General features: G+C 35.9%; 14 protein-coding genes. 13 read left to right on the forward strand and 1 reads right to left on the reverse strand.

Going from position 1 to position 15551, the window contains the following annotated elements; all coding sequences use genetic code 11:
* Positions 1-7 precede the first annotated feature (7 nt).
* The 9 genes from yfmF (at position 8) to ABM34_RS12090 (ending at position 9493) form a co-directional block, all read left to right on the forward strand.
* Positions 8-1285 (forward strand): EF-P 5-aminopentanol modification-associated protein YfmF, encoded by a 1278-nt coding sequence (gene yfmF, locus ABM34_RS12050; RefSeq protein ID WP_048706056.1) that lies wholly within the window; start codon positions 8-10, stop codon positions 1283-1285.
* 1 nt (position 1286) lies between these two features.
* Complete coding sequence (yfmH, locus tag ABM34_RS12055) at positions 1287-2528, forward strand: EF-P 5-aminopentanol modification-associated protein YfmH (RefSeq protein ID WP_048706058.1); 1242 nt, start codon at positions 1287-1289, stop codon at positions 2526-2528.
* A gap of 1 nt (position 2529) precedes the next feature.
* Positions 2530-3249, forward strand: a complete 720-nt coding sequence (gene ymfI, locus ABM34_RS12060; RefSeq protein WP_048706060.1) for an elongation factor P 5-aminopentanone reductase — start codon at positions 2530-2532, stop codon at positions 3247-3249.
* A 60-nt stretch (positions 3250-3309) separates the two neighbouring features.
* A complete protein-coding gene (locus tag ABM34_RS12065; protein ID WP_048706062.1) occupies positions 3310-4158 on the forward strand; it encodes a helix-turn-helix domain-containing protein in 849 nt (282 codons plus the stop codon).
* Between the two features lie 101 nt (positions 4159-4259).
* The gene (pgsA, locus tag ABM34_RS12070; protein ID WP_048706063.1) at positions 4260-4844 is read left to right on the forward strand and encodes a CDP-diacylglycerol--glycerol-3-phosphate 3-phosphatidyltransferase; all 585 of its coding nucleotides are present in this window, start codon (positions 4260-4262) and stop codon (positions 4842-4844) included.
* Between the two features lie 23 nt (positions 4845-4867).
* Positions 4868-5413: a nicotinamide-nucleotide amidohydrolase family protein gene (locus ABM34_RS12075; protein WP_053084475.1), complete on the forward strand. Its 546-nt coding sequence runs from the start codon at positions 4868-4870 to the stop codon at positions 5411-5413.
* A gap of 92 nt (positions 5414-5505) precedes the next feature.
* Positions 5506-6597, forward strand: a complete 1092-nt coding sequence (gene recA, locus ABM34_RS12080) for a recombinase RecA (RefSeq protein ID WP_048706065.1) — start codon at positions 5506-5508, stop codon at positions 6595-6597.
* Positions 6598-6729: 132 nt separating this feature from the next.
* Positions 6730-8295 carry a ribonuclease Y gene (gene rny, locus ABM34_RS12085; protein ID WP_048706067.1) on the forward strand — a complete coding sequence of 522 codons (1566 nt, stop codon included), beginning with the start codon at positions 6730-6732 and terminating at the stop codon, positions 8293-8295.
* Between the two features lie 115 nt (positions 8296-8410).
* Positions 8411-9493, forward strand: a complete 1083-nt coding sequence (locus ABM34_RS12090; RefSeq protein WP_048706069.1) for a glycosyltransferase family 4 protein — start codon at positions 8411-8413, stop codon at positions 9491-9493.
* A gap of 87 nt (positions 9494-9580) precedes the next feature.
* On the opposite strand, the gene ABM34_RS12095 is transcribed toward ABM34_RS12090, so the two are convergent.
* Positions 9581-10219 carry a YigZ family protein gene (locus tag ABM34_RS12095; RefSeq protein ID WP_048706071.1) on the reverse strand — a complete coding sequence of 213 codons (639 nt, stop codon included), beginning with the start codon at positions 10217-10219 and terminating at the stop codon, positions 9581-9583.
* Between the two features lie 255 nt (positions 10220-10474).
* Here ABM34_RS12095 and ABM34_RS12100 point away from each other — a divergent pair, with 255 nt between their 5' ends.
* The 4 genes from ABM34_RS12100 to secA all read left to right on the forward strand — a co-directional run bounded on the left by ABM34_RS12100 (position 10475) and on the right by secA (position 15516).
* Positions 10475-11572, forward strand: coding sequence for a DEAD/DEAH box helicase (locus ABM34_RS12100; protein WP_198141151.1), 1098 nt, complete (start codon positions 10475-10477; stop codon positions 11570-11572).
* Positions 11569-12252, forward strand: a complete 684-nt coding sequence (locus tag ABM34_RS12105; protein WP_048706074.1) for a ComF family protein — start codon at positions 11569-11571, stop codon at positions 12250-12252. Before ABM34_RS12100 ends, ABM34_RS12105 begins: the two co-directional genes overlap by 4 nt.
* A 97-nt stretch (positions 12253-12349) precedes the next feature.
* A complete protein-coding gene (hpf, locus tag ABM34_RS12110; RefSeq protein ID WP_048706076.1) occupies positions 12350-12898 on the forward strand; it encodes a ribosome hibernation-promoting factor, HPF/YfiA family in 549 nt (182 codons plus the stop codon).
* Between the two features lie 257 nt (positions 12899-13155).
* Complete coding sequence (secA, locus tag ABM34_RS12115; RefSeq protein WP_048706078.1) at positions 13156-15516, forward strand: preprotein translocase subunit SecA; 2361 nt, start codon at positions 13156-13158, stop codon at positions 15514-15516.
* Positions 15517-15551 lie beyond the last annotated feature (35 nt).

The following is a 15551-nucleotide window of genomic DNA, read 5'->3' on the forward strand; positions in this document are numbered from 1 at the left end:
TGAAAAATTGAGAGAAGTTTTAGCAAAGAATGTCGTCTTAAATGTCAAACAACTTAACCAATTTCGTACAATTAAAATTCAAATAGATTTTTTACGTCCCATCAATAAGGATGAATCCACTAAACGACGTTTATTGGCAAATGTTTTGAGTAATTCGACTGAAAAATATCCTAGTTTCAAAGCAATTAATGACCGTGAAATGGAATTATACGGATCAGAAATAAGTGCCTATACTAGACCATTACTCAATTTTAACGATATGGGATTTAGTATTGAGTTTGCTGATCCAAGCTTTTTGATTGGTGATACAAAGCAAGTTGAAAATAATTTAGATTTGTTAGGTGAAGTGATTTTTCATCCTAATTTGAAAAATGACCATGAATTCGATCAAATCGCATTTGACGTTGAAAAGCGAAACATGCTTTCAAACTTGGATGCCATCGTTGATAATCAAGATTTAGTAAGTGCTCTTGAATTAGCCAAATTGATTCATCACGCATATCCAAACAAGCAAGTTCCGATTTTTGGTGATGCAAATCAATTACAAGATTTAACGAATGCAGAGTTATTAAATTACTATCAGGACGTTATCAAAAATGATTTTGTCTTGATTAATGTGGTTGGAAATGTTGACCCTAAGAGTTTTTCAGAATTAATGAAAAAAGAATTTAATAAGCGTCTGCTTGTCCAAGAACGTAATGATTTAAAAATTGAATTTGAAAACTTTGATGATTTAGTTAAAAATCCAGCTAATAGGTCAGATTCAAAAAAGGTTAATCAAAGTAGATTAGCAATGGCGTATGTTTCTGAAAAATTAGAAAAAGGATATAGTCATTTGGCACCTCAAGCGATGAACTTGATTTTTGGTGGGGATGATCAATCACAACTTTTCCAACAAGTTCGTGAGAAAAACAGTCTGGCTTATTCAGTTTCCAGTACTTACCAGCCCAATAATCATCTAATGATAGTTACAGCTGGTCTCGACGGCGATGCTATGGACAAAGCCATTAGTTTAATTGATGATCAACTTAAATTTATCAAAGATGGTAAGTTTACTGATGAACAAGTTGAGCATGCAAAAAAAGTTTTATTCACGCGCAGAGAAATTAGTTCAGATAGTATTCAACATTACATTATGCGTAGTATTTGGGAATGTGTTTATCCTAAAGCAATGATGGGTGACGAAGAATATAAGCAAGAGCTAGCAAGAATCGATCGAAAACATATTATTTCAGTGGCAAATAATATGCATTTAATTGCTCAATACAAATTGATGGGAGAATAGTATGGCAGAAAAACTACAACAGTTTATTAAGACACTTCCAAATGGTTTCAAAGTAACTGCAGTTCCACTACCTGGTTATAAACAAACTTATAGTGTAGCTATGGCTAACTTCGGATCAGTTGATACAAATCTTGGCCATGGCAAATATTTGCCTGCTGGAATTGCTCACTTTATTGAGCACAAGTTATTTGCGAAGCCTGGTTACGATGTTTCCGAAAAATTTGCTCAGTATGGTGCCAATTCGAATGCCTATACGAGCTATACCAAGACTGCCTACTTGTTCCAAACATTGGAGAATCCCTACGATAATCTAAAAGTTCTGCTAGATTTAGTAGAGCATCCATTTTTTACAGAGCAAAATGTTGCTTCTGAACGTGGAATTATTAATCAAGAAATTCAAATGTATTTAGATATGCCGGAATGGGTTCTCGAACAAAGAATCTTGGGGCAATTGTATCCCAATGATCCGATTGCGTCTGACATTGCTGGATCTTCTGAGTCGTTGCAAGAGATCAATAAGAATAATTTGTTGGCAACTTATCAGAAGAGTTATCGTCCTAGCAACATGGATTTAGTTATTGTTGGGGATGTTGATTTTAATAAAGTAATGGATATTGCTGAACAAGTTCCTTTCGATGACAATCAAGTTAACACCGAGATCAGTGACAATCAGCCTGAAAAAATTGGTCCTGGTGGTCAAGAGTCAATGAAAATAAGTCAAAGCCGTTCTGCATTTGGTATTAGAATTGATACCAAATTAACAGGTTATGACTTGGTTAAATATCAATATATTTTAAATATGATCATGGAAACATTAATTGGTGAATCTTCAGATAATTATCAAACAATGACTAACAAAAATTTAATTGATGACAGTTTTTCATATAATGTTGTTGCAGAAAATGCCTATTGCTTTATCATTATTAGTGGTACGACAAATTATCCAGAAGAATTTCAAAAATATTTACGTAATTATTTTATTAACAATGATTTAAAAGAAATTCTTACTAATGAAAAATTTGAACGTATTAGACGAGATGCAATTGGAGCATATTTATTTGCTCAAAATTCACCTGATGCAATCGCCAATCAGATTGCCGAATTGCAATTTTATGATGTTGACTATTTACAACTAGTTCAATTGCTAAATTCAATTACTTTGGATGAAGTACTTGCAGCCTCGAAAGTTATTTTTGATGAAAATAATTTTACTTACTATAATTTGATTGCAGATGGAAAATAATATGTATGCATTGATAATGGGAAGTTCCGGAGATATTGGAGCCAGCACAGCTAAAAATTTAGCATCAAAGGGTTGGTCACTTTATCTGCATTATAATAAGAATCGTAGTCGTATTGGAAAGTTGTATGATGAACTGAGAAATGAATATCCGAAGCAAGATTTTATTCCTGTTCAATACGATATGGAGTCTGATGATGTTTCTAAGTTGACTTCACAAATATTTGGACTGGATGCAATAATTTTTGCTCAAGGGAATACATACTACAAACTCTTGGTTGACATTGATGAACAAGAGATTGATTCATTATGGAATATTCATATTAAACAACCTATTTTGATACTTAAAGAGTTGCAGGATAAACTGGCAACTAAGCATCATGGTCGAATTGTGTTTATTGGCTCAATATATGGGAAAATTGGCTCGGCGATGGAAGTTGTCTACAGCACTGTTAAAGGTGCGATGACCTCATTTGCGGATGCATATGCCAAGGAGGTTGCTTCATTAGGAATCTCGGTAAATGTCGTTGCTCCTGGAGCTGTCGATACAAAAATGAACAATGAGTTTTCAAGTGAAGACCTAGAAGCTGTTCGTGAGGAAATCCCTGCCAACCGTCTTGCTAACTCAGATGAGATAGCAGACTTGGTTGCTTATTTAGTACAAATAAAGTCAAATTATTTAACCGGTCAAACGATTTATTTTGCAGGTGGATGGTTATTGTAATGTCGCCGGTGTTACTTATGATATGTTATACTTATAAAAATTAGTTAATGGTGGTATGAAATGGACGAAATTGGCCAAAAGTTAAGGAATGCCCGTATTAAAAAGGGTTATACAATTGATGACTTACAACAAGTCACAAAGATTCAAAAGAGATATTTAATTGCCATTGAAGAGGGTCAATTTGATCACCTCCCCGGTGATTTTTATGTCCGTGCATTTATTAAACAATATTGTGAAGCTGTAGGGCTTTCAAGTGATGAATTGTTAGATGAGTACAAAGCGGAGATTCCAGATTCTCAACCTCATGAAACAGTTCAAACAGAAGAAACAACTAAGAAGAGATCAATCTCAGAGAATTCAAATTCATTCTTTTCAAATTTGCGTAACTACGTTCCACAAATCATAGTTGGTGTTGTAGTAATTGTGATTATCGGAGTAATTATCTTCGGTATGATTCACAGAAGTCAAAGTTCTTCTGAAGTTACGATTCCTAAGGACAATAGTGCTCAAACTTCAACTAAAAAGTCATCTTCAAATAGCAGTAAGTCTACTACAAAGAAGAAAGCTGCTAAAAAGAGTACTGAAATTAGTGTCAAAGAAACAGATACAAAAGGAACATATACAGTTAAAAACTTACCAGCTGATAAAGATTTCGATGTAACAGTTTCAGCTACGAGTGGACAAGCTTGGATTCAATTCTCAGAAGGTTCAAGTGATACTGTTTGGCAACAAGCTATTAGCGCTGGCGACAAGAAATCAACAAATGTCCCAGCAACTACTAAGACGTTTGCTGTACATACCGGTAATATAAATAATACTAAGGTTGAAGTTGCCGGTAAGACCGTTGATTTAGGCTCAACTGCAAGTAATTCTTCGATTGTAAGAACCCTAACATTCAACGTGGAATAATATTTTTAAAGCAAATGGTGTCCACTTCATAAATTAAGGTCGGCACCATTTCTTTGTGCAACGGGATTTACAGACTTTTTTCAATACGGAGGGAACTAACAATGGAGTGGAACTTACCAAATAAGTTAACAATGTTTAGAATCATCTTGATACCTGTTTTTATTATTGTCTTAGCATTCAGCTGGACTAGTTGGGGCGACATTTATGTCCTTGACGATCTGATTCCTGTAAACCATGTTGTAGCTGCATTTGTATTCATAATCGCATCTTTGACAGATTTAGCAGATGGAAAGATTGCTAGAAAAAATAAAATTGTGACAAACTTTGGTAAGTTTGCCGATCCACTGGCTGACAAAATGTTGACAATGACAGCATTTGTTTTTCTTGTTGGTTTAAAAATGGCACCAGCTTGGGTAATCGCAATTATTGTTTGTCGTGAGTTAGCAGTTACAGGATTGAGAATGTTGATCCAAGAAGATGGCGGAAAAGTTATGCAAGCTCAAATGCCTGGTAAGATTAAAACAACGACTCAAATGATTGCTATTATTTTCTTATTACTACACAATATCTTCTTCTCAGCAATCAATTTCCCAATTGGAGAGATTTTCCTATATATTTGCTTATTCTTTACTTTGTATTCTGGTGCAGATTATTTTATTCAAAGCAGAGACATATTTAAAAAATAAAACGTAATTTAGAAGTGAGAACAATGGATAAAGAAATTTTTGAGAACTTTCGCGAAAACATTGAAGCAGCTGATTTTGAAAATGGAATTCCTGAGGAATACAAAAATATTCCTGCGGAGACAGTTGAAAAATTGTTAGCTGATAAAAAGACAATTACTGCGGCAGAGTCAGTTACCGCTGGTCTTTTTCAGGCAACAATTGCCGACGTTCCTCATGCATCTGATACATTTGAAGGTGGCTATATTACCTATTCTGACGCGATGAAGGAGAAAATGCTTAGCATTCCTTCAAAGGTTATTAATATTCATACTGTTGTAAGTGCACCCGTAGCTCAACAAATGGCTGAATCGACAGCTGTTATTTTGGGCAAGGATATCGGAGTTGGTATCACAGGTGTAGCCGGACCTGATCCACTTGAAGGAAGTCCTGTAGGAACAGTATTTATTGGTGTATATACAAAATCTGAAAATGTTGTTCAAGTTAAAGAGTTCCATTTTGAAGGAAGTCGAAATGCGGTTCGCGAAAAAGCCGTTATTTCTGCCTTTGTACTCGTTAGCAAGATTGCATAGAAAAAAAGCGAACAAACGTTTGCTTTTTTCTTGCTTTTTTGATGATTTACTAATACTATTTAGAATGATGAAAGCATTAGGAGGAAGACAATTTGGCAAAAGATGAACGTCAAAAAGCATTGGATGTTGCCCTAAAGAAGATTGAAAAAGATTTTGGTAAAGGCGCAATTATGCGTATGGGAGACGATGTAAATACACAAATTTCCACCGTTTCAACTGGCTCACTAGCCTTGGATAATGCATTGGGTGTTGGTGGATTTCCACGAGGAAGAATCGTTGAAATCTATGGACCAGAAAGTTCTGGTAAAACAACAGTTGCATTGCACGCTGTTGCTGAAGTTCAAAAGCAAGGTGGTACTGCAGCTTATATTGATGCTGAAAATGCTATGGATCCTGCCTATGCAACTGCACTGGGAGTAAATATCGATGATTTACTTCTTTCACAACCAGATACAGGTGAACAAGGACTTGAGATTGCTGATGCCTTAGTTTCAAGTGGTGCTGTCGACATTGTTGTTGTCGATTCAGTTGCTGCGTTGGTTCCAAGAGCTGAAATTGAGGGTGACATGGGTGATTCCCACGTTGGTTTGCAAGCTCGTTTAATGTCACAAGCATTGCGTAAACTTTCTGGCTCAATTAATAAAACAAAGACTATTGCTTTGTTTATTAATCAGATCCGTGAAAAAGTTGGTATCATGTTTGGTAATCCTGAAACGACACCTGGTGGTCGTGCGCTTAAGTTCTATGCAACTGTAAGACTTGAAATCCGTCGTTCAGAACAAATCAAAGACGGTAGCGATGTTATTGGTAACAAGACAAAGATTAAAGTTGTAAAGAACAAAGTTGCTCCACCATTTAAAGTGGCAATTGTTGATATTATGTATGGTCATGGTATTTCTAAGACAGGAGAACTTGTCGATATGGCTGTTGAAAAAGATATTATCAATAAGGCTGGTTCATGGTACTCATATAAGGATGAACGTATTGGTCAAGGTCGTGAGAACGCTAAGACCTTCTTATCTGAGAATCCAGAAAAAATGAACGAAATTATGTCAGAGGTCAGAGCTGCATATAATATGGACGGCCAAGCAGATGAAAAAAAATCTGAGGACGACAAAAAAGATACTGAAAAGACTGCCGATACTACTGACAGTTCAAATAAGACTGAAGAAGAGACCAAATAATGGTCTCTTTTTTTTCAGATTGTTTTGTTGACAGATGATTTTTATTCTATAATATAAAGTTGTATGTAAAAGTTTTTAAAATATTCAGATTTTACAAACAAATTTTAATAATGAAAAAGTGGAGGTGATGGCATGCCGAATGCTATCATAACCCTCTTTTTTGCCTTAATAACATTGATTGTAGGTGCATTTTTCGGATATGCTCTCTGTAAAGATGCCTACGAGAAAAAACTTTCACAAGCTAAGAAAACAGCCGAAGATATTATTTCTGATGCTAAAAAGTCTGCTAAATCGCTAAAGAAGGAAACACTTCTTGAAGCTAAAGATGAGGCTCACAAGTATCGAGAAAAGATGGAAAGCGAACTCAATGATCGTCGCAATGACGTGAAGAAACAAGAGAATCGCAATCTTGAACGACAAGATATTTTGGATCGTAAAGACCAATCGTTGGAAAAACGTGAAGAAAATATTGAGAAGAACGAAAATAATATTTCTGCTAAAGAAAAACAACTTGATGAAAAAGACAAACAATTGACTAACACTCTTGATGAACAAAAAGCGGAATTAATCAGAGTAAGTAATCTAACTAGAGACCAAGCCCGTAAAATAATTTTAGATGATTTGAACAAAGAATTAACTCACGAACGCGCTACGATGATAAATGAAAGTGGCGAACAAGCAAGGCAGTATGCCGATAAGGAAGCTAAATCATTAATTGTTGCGGCTATCCAAAGAAGTGCTGCTGATACTGTTGCTGAAACAACAGTCACTACCGTTACGTTGCCTAATGAAGATATGAAGGGACGTATTATTGGTCGTGAAGGTCGTAATATCCGTACAATCGAATCCTTAACAGGTGTCGATTTGATAATTGATGATACTCCTGAAGCTGTAGCATTAAGTGCTTTTGATCCAATCAGAAGAGAAATTGCTAGAATGGCTTTGGAGAAATTAATTGAAGATGGGCGTATTCATCCAGCTCGTATTGAAGAGATGGTTGATAAAGCTCGTAAAGATATGGACGATCATATTCGTGAAATCGGGGAACAAACCATTTATGGTTTGGGAATCAGTTCTGTAAATCCAGATCTAATTAAAATTATTGGACGTATGCAATATCGTACTAGTTATGGTCAAAATGTTTTGAGTCACTCAATCGAAGTAGCTAAACTATCCGCAGTTATGGCTGGTGAATTGGGTGAAGATGTTACTTTAGCAAAACGAGCAGGGTTATTACACGATATAGGTAAAGCTATTGATCGTGAAGTAGATGGTTCCCACGTTGAAATTGGCGTGGACATAGCCACTAAGTATAAAGAACCTGAAGTCGTTGTTAACACAATTGCTTCTCATCACGGTGATGTAGAGCCAACCTCTTTGATTGCCACAATCGTTGCAGCTGCAGATGCAATTTCTGCTGCTAGACCAGGTGCAAGATCAGAGTCAATGGAAAATTACATTCATCGTTTGGAAAAACTTGAAGAAATTGCGAATAAGCATGAAGGTGTTGACCACTGTTATGCTATTCAAGCCGGTCATGAAATTAGAATTATGGTTAAGCCAGAAGAAATTTCAGATGATCAAGCAGCAATTCTTTCAAGAGATGTTAAAAATGAAATTGAGGAAAATCTTGAATATCCTGGACATATTAAAGTCACAGTTGTCCGTGAAGTTCGTAAAGTGGAATTAGCAAAATAGATTTTTTAGGGGATAGTGCTTGCACTATCTTTTTTTTATATATTTTTTTGGTATTAACCTAGGGTATTGGTATAATTGAAGTATTATTGGAAAGTAGGTTTGAGGGATGTCGAGTATGTTTGGTGTAATAGTTAAGTTATTTCTGACGATGATCTTGTCGGCAGTTATAACTCCCTTTGTAATAAAACTTGCCTATATCTTAGGCGCGGTTGATAATCCTAATGCCCGGCGAGTGAACAAAAAGCCAATGCCAACGATGGGTGGATTGGCAATATTTATTGCGTTTACCTTTTCAACGTTTGTTTTATTACGTAATCAATTCCCTAGCCATGAATTATTTAGTGTGTTCCTGGCCGAGGTAATAATTATTCTAACTGGTATTATCGATGATATTCGTGAGCTATCTCCTAAAGCCAAAATGTTGGGGATATTCGTAGCTGCGTTGGTAATTTATTTCTTAGCCGGAATTAAGATGAACGAGATTGTCATACCATTCCTTGGAACATTCCAGTTAGGGTGGTGGAGCTTTCCAATCACAATTATTTGGATCTTGGCAATCACCAATGCCGTCAACTTAATTGATGGATTGGATGGACTAGCGACCGGAGTCTCAATAATTGCGCTATTCACCATGGGAATTGTTGGATATTTCTTCTTAAACTTTACAAATATATATGTATCCATCTGGATTTTTGCCCTTGTAGCTGCACTAGTTGGCTTCTTACCGCATAATTTCCATCCTGCTAGTATTTTCCTAGGGGATACCGGTGCGTTGTTCATAGGGTTCATGATTGCCGTATTCTCATTAAAAGGTTTGAAAAATGTAACATTCGTTACAATGCTTATTCCAGTGGTAATCTTGGGAGTTCCAATTACCGATACAGTTTATGCTATGTTACGTCGATTCTTGAACAAAAAGCCGATTACTCAGGCAGATAAACATCATTTGCATCACAGATTGATGCAATTAGGCTTATCGCACAGACAAACAGTTTTAGTAATTTATGGATTGGCACTAGTATTCGCATTTATTTCATTGCTATTACCTATTTCAAGCTTCTGGGGAAGCGTGTTACTTGCTGTTGCACTGTTAATTGGACTCGAGCTATTCGTGGAGTCAATTGGATTAATTGGAGATAACCGACAACCGTTATTACATTCCATTCAAAAATTTATTAAACGTCTTGAAAAAAAATAAGCACTCAAAAAGCCATATCGCAGGATATGGCTTTTTCTTTCCCAATTTTAAAGTGAAACAAAGTCAGCATAGCAAGCAAACACAGATTTAATTGGCTTCTATGGGAATTTGTTTAAACTCTTGATCAGTTTCTTCAAAAGTTATTTGATTTTGAAAATTATCGATAATATCTTGTTTGTCAGCAGTTAAGCTTTCAATGTCAAAATATATGTCAACGGAAACGTCAGTTGAAAATTGTTTGTTTTCCAATATTAGCTTTTCATTTTTGGCATAGTTTTCAAATTTATCATACAAATGATAAGGAACATTTAGTTTATAGCCTTGTTGGAGACGATTTTCAACTAGTCCGATATTCTTAATTCCCTCGGCGGTGGTCGATGAATATGCGCGGATTAATCCCCCGGCACCAAGCTTAATGCCACCAAAATAACGGGTAACGACAGCAGTCACATTTTCCAAGCCTTGTTGTTGAAGAACATTTAGAATTGGTGATCCTGCTGTACCACTCGGTTCGCCGTCGTCGGACATTCTCTCAGTCAAAACCTTTTCTCGAACGATGAAGGCAAAACAATTATGAGTTGCACCAGATTCCTGTTGACGAATTTTCTCAATAAATTGGTTAGCTTCATCTTCAGAATTAGTTTGAGCAAGATGGACAATAAATTTAGATTTTTTAATTTCTTTTAAGTAACTATCAGACTCAGCAATAGTTTTGTAATTTTCCAAGCGAAGATTCCTTTCTCTGCGTAATTTATTAGTATGACAAATATAAATGAGTTCCTAGGCGGAAGAATAATTAATACCAGAGTACTAACAAATGAGCAAATAAGTCAATTATTGGATAATGGTTCGCAGTTGATCTCGGCGACAAAACCACATAATTCTGGAAATAAGTGTCAACGATGCCTGAGCGTAATTGAAGATTTCCCTTTTGATGATATTGCACCATACTGTCGAAATTGCATTAATTTTGGGAAAATCATGCAAGATGACAAGCTAATAATTACAAATCTAAATTTGGATTTTCCTCATCAAAGTAACCCAATGAGTTGGCAAGGGAATCTGACTGATCTCCAGCAAAAAATTGCTTTAGAAGTGATTCAGTCCTATCAAAATAAATGTGACCACTTAGTTTGGTCGGTGACAGGTGCCGGAAAAACTGAGATAACTTTTCCCCTTTTGGAACGAATAATTTCGAATAATCAACGAGTAGCAATTTGTTCACCTAGGATTGACGTATGCATCGAATTATATCCGAGAATCCAGGCCGCATTTAACAATGCGAGCGTAGGCCTGTTTCATGGTAAAAGTGATATTCAGTATTATCCAACTCAAATAATGATCAGTACAGTGCATCAGCTAGTCAAGTTTCACAAAGCTTTTGACGTCATAATTGTAGACGAGGTCGATTCATATCCTCTAGCCGGAAACGAAATGTTAGAAGGTTCAATTGCTAAGGCAAAAAAGGTTTCTGGGAGCATCGTCTATTTATCTGCGACACCACCAGCAGAACTTTTGGATGAAGTTTCAAATGGTAAGATTAATATTTCAAAATTATATCGAAGATTCCACAATCATCCGTTGCCAGAACCAATTTGCCATTGCCTATTGAAGCCAACTACATATTTTGGAATCAATCCGAGACTTCGTATTAAGATGTCTAAACTGGTTAATTCTCAGCAACGTTTTATTGTGTTCTTTCCTAGAATTCCCGATATGCTTTATTTTGAGAAAATTATTAAAAAGTTCTTCCCAAAGTTAAAACTTGTTTCGGTAAGTTCAAAAGATTCTAAGAGAATTGAGAAGGTCCAACAATTCCGTGATGAGCAAGCAGATGTTATTTTAACGACAACTATTTTAGAACGTGGGGTGACTTTTCATAATATTACCGTTCTAGTACTTGATGCAGATGCGGATGAATTTTCCAAAACTGCCTTAATTCAAATTGCAGGTCGGGCGGGAAGATCACAAGATTCACCGAACGACGAAGTTCATTTATATTATCAATTTTATAACAAGAAAATAAAATCGGCCTGCTCAGAAATTAAACAGGTCAATCGTCAAGCGTATAAAAAATGAGAAATTGTTTAAATTGTAATCAACCAATATTACAAAATCATTCACTCAAGGATATTATTTTTTGTACGCAACCACCAGACGATAATCTTTGCGGATTTTGTCGACAACAATTATCACAGCTGAAAAACTTCCCCCACTGCCGATATTGTTATAAAACTTCTACAAGTGATATTTGCTCTGATTGTGAGAATTGGAGAGAAAAATATAAAATATTTAATCAACATTTTGCAATTTTTGGGTATAATCAATTTATACATGATTATTTTAAAAAATATAAGCGGTATGGGGATGTTTTGTTAGCAAGGCTGTTTATATCTGATCTTAAAAAGTGGGCTAGGTGTCATGAGTTTGACGTTGTGACGTATATTCCTAGTAGTGATAGCCACTATATTGAGCGAGGATTTGATCCGGTCTATGAGTTATATAAAGATGTATTTCCGCTTACTAAAGTTTTTCAAAAAGTTGATGCTGATAAGCCTCAAGCTCAGAAAAATAAAATGGAGCGAATGCTTACACCACAGACTTTCAGAATAGTTAATGATTTTCCGAAAAAATCACTAAATTTAAAAATTTTAATAGTGGATGATATATACACAACTGGGCGTACAGTATTACACGCACGGCAATTGCTGACAGATATTGGTTTTCAAAATATTTGTACTTTTTCATTAACTCGTTAGTGAAACCGTTGCCAGTTTGCCTATAGAATTATATAATCAATGTGAAGAGTTGATCTTGGCTCTTATTTATTCCTTATCATCGGAAGGAGAGATTTTTATGTTAACAATAAACGTACGTGGCGAAAACATCGAAGTTACACCTGCTATTCGTGATTATGTTGAAAAGAAAGTTTCCAAGATGGAAAAATATTTCAGCCCAGACAGTAATCCAATTGCACATGTAAACTTGAAGATTTACCCTTCAAAGGGCACAAAGGTTGAGGTTACAATACCACTTCCATATATCACTCTAAGAGCTGAGGAAATGAACGACGATATGTATGCAGGTATCGATTTAGTAATTGACAAGCTAGAAAGACAAATTAAGAAATTCAAGACAAAGGTCAACCGTAAGGATCGTGACAAACCAGGCATTAAAGATATTCCGCTTGATGACGTTCCTGCTGAAGATGCTAAGGAAGACGAATCACAAATTGTTAGAACAAAACGTTTGTCATTGAAACCAATGGACGCTGAAGAAGCAGTTCTACAAATGGAAATGCTCGGACATGAATTCTTCATTTTTGAAGATTCAGAAACAAACGGCGCAAGTATTGTATACAAGCGTAATGACGGCAAATATGGTTTGATTGAAACAAACGAATAATAAATAGTTAAGAGGATGGGGACATATGGACCCATTCTTTTTTTTGCGCTATTTTTTTACATGCAGTTAAATAATAATGTTAAGATTTTGTAACGAGACCGTTTTTTATGCTAAATTCTTCGAAATTTTGTCAAAGTGGTGTAGAATTATAATTCTGGAAGTGTACTTTGGTGTATATTCGATATTAAGTTTAAAAGTACATTAAATAATGATAGAATAGTAGATATGTTTATTACGTTTAGGAGAGATATACAAATATGGCAAATCCATTAAGAAGATGGGTCGAAAGCGATAATAGAGAAGTTAAACGCATGGGAAAAATTGCTGACAAGGTTGAAGCATACGCAGACGCCTTTAGCAAACTTTCTAATGAGAAACTTCAAGCTAAGACACCTAAATTTAAAGAGAGACTTAAAAATGGCGAAACATTGGATGATATTTTGCCAGAAGCCTTTGCAACTGCCCGTGAAGGTGCTAAAAGAGTTCTAGGTCTCTATCCTTTTAGAGTTCAATTAATTGGTGGTATTACTTTACATGAAGGTAACATCGCCGAAATGAAGACTGGTGAAGGTAAAACTTTGACAGCCACATTACCTGTTTATTTGAATGCATTAGCTGGTAAGGGTGTTCACGTTGTTACTGTTAACGAATACTTATCAGGCCGTGATGCTAAGGAAATGGGTGAGTTATACAAATGGTTAGGTCTTACAGTTGGTCTAAATGTTAACCAACTCGACGCTGACGAAAAACGTGAAGCTTATAACTGTGACATCACATATTCAACTAACTCAGAATTAGGTTTCGATTACCTACGTGACAACATGGTTGTTTACAAAGAACAAATGGTACAACGTCCTTTGAACTATGCCATTGTTGATGAGGTTGATTCAATCTTAATTGATGAGGCTAGAACACCTTTGATTATTTCTGGTGCCGCTGAAAAATCTACTGCTATGTATGTTCGTACAGATAGATTTGTTAAGACATTAGTTGAAGATGATTACAAAATTGATTGGCCTACAAAGTCAATTAGTTTAACTGAAACTGGTATCCGTAAGGCTGAGGATTACTTTGGCCTTGATAACTTATATGACATTGATAACACTGTTTTGAACCACCATTTGGATCAAGCTTTGCGTGCCAATGAAATTATGAGTTTGGATATTGATTATGTTGTTCAAGACAACCAAGTTAAAATTGTTGATCAATTTACTGGTCGTGTTATGGAAGGTCGTCGTTATTCTGACGGATTGCACCAGGCTATTGAAGCCAAAGAAGGTGTTGAAATCCAAGATGAAACAAAGACAATGGCCAACATCACGTATCAAAACTTCTTCCGTATGTATGACAAGCTTGCTGGTATGACTGGTACTGCTAAGACAGAAGCAGAAGAATTTAGAGAAATTTACAACATGGAAGTTATTTCAATTCCAACTAACAAACCTGTTATCCGTGACGATAAAGAAGATGTTCTTTATCCAACAATTAAGAGTAAGTTCAATGCTGTTGTTAAAGATATCGAAGCAAGACATGCTAAGGGACAACCAATGCTAGTTGGTACCGTTGCTGTTGAATCTTCAGAATATCTTTCAAAGATGCTTGATCAAAAAGGTATTCCACATGCTGTTCTTAATGCCAAGAACCATGCTAAGGAAGCTGAAATCATCATGAACGCCGGCCAACGTGGTGCTGTTACTATTGCTACCAATATGGCTGGTCGTGGTACTGATATTAAACTTGGACCTGGTGTTGTTGATTTAGGTGGACTTGCAGTTATTGGTACTGAACGACATGAATCACGTCGTATCGATAACCAGCTACGTGGACGTTCAGGTCGTCAAGGTGATCCTGGTGTTACACAATTCTACATGTCACTAGAAGATGACTTGATGAAACGTTTCGGTTCTGAAAGAATCAAACGTGTTCTAAGCGCAATGAAGATTGAAGATGACGATGCTGTTATTCAAAGTAGAATGATGTCTCGTCAAGTTGAATCTGCACAGAAGCGTGTTGAAGGTAATAACTACGATACTCGTAAAAATACTCTTCAATATGATGATGTTATGCGTGAACAACGTGAAGTTATCTATAAAGAGAGAATGGAAGTTATCAACGAGGACGAAGATCTTGACCGCGTATTGAAGCCAATGATCGAACGTACAATTGACGCCCAAGTTGATGTTCATACTCAAGGTAAAAAAGAAGAATGGAACTTACCAGCAATTGTTGATTTTGCTAAGGCAGCTCTTATCTCTGATGAAGAATTCAGTATCGTTGATTTACAAATGCGTGATGCTGATGGAATCAAGAAGTATCTCATGGATGTTGTTCAAGCCAACTATGATAAGAAGGCTGAAGACCTTGGTGACCCTGCTCAAATGCTAGAATTTGAAAAGGTTGTTATCCTAAGAGTTGTTGATGAACACTGGACAAACCATATTGATGCGATGGATCAATTACGTCAATCAATTGGTTTACGTGGATACGGACAATTAAATCCTTTAGTTGAGTACCAAGAAGAAGGATATCGTATGTTTGAAGAAATGATTTCAGACATTGAATATGATGTAACTAGATTATTCATGAAGGCCGAAATTAGACAAAACATGGAAAGATAATAAAAAAACAGGCCGGTTGGCCTGCTTTTTTTATT

This window comes from Companilactobacillus ginsenosidimutans (assembly GCF_001050475.1).
Lineage (GTDB): Bacteria > Bacillota > Bacilli > Lactobacillales > Lactobacillaceae > Companilactobacillus > Companilactobacillus ginsenosidimutans.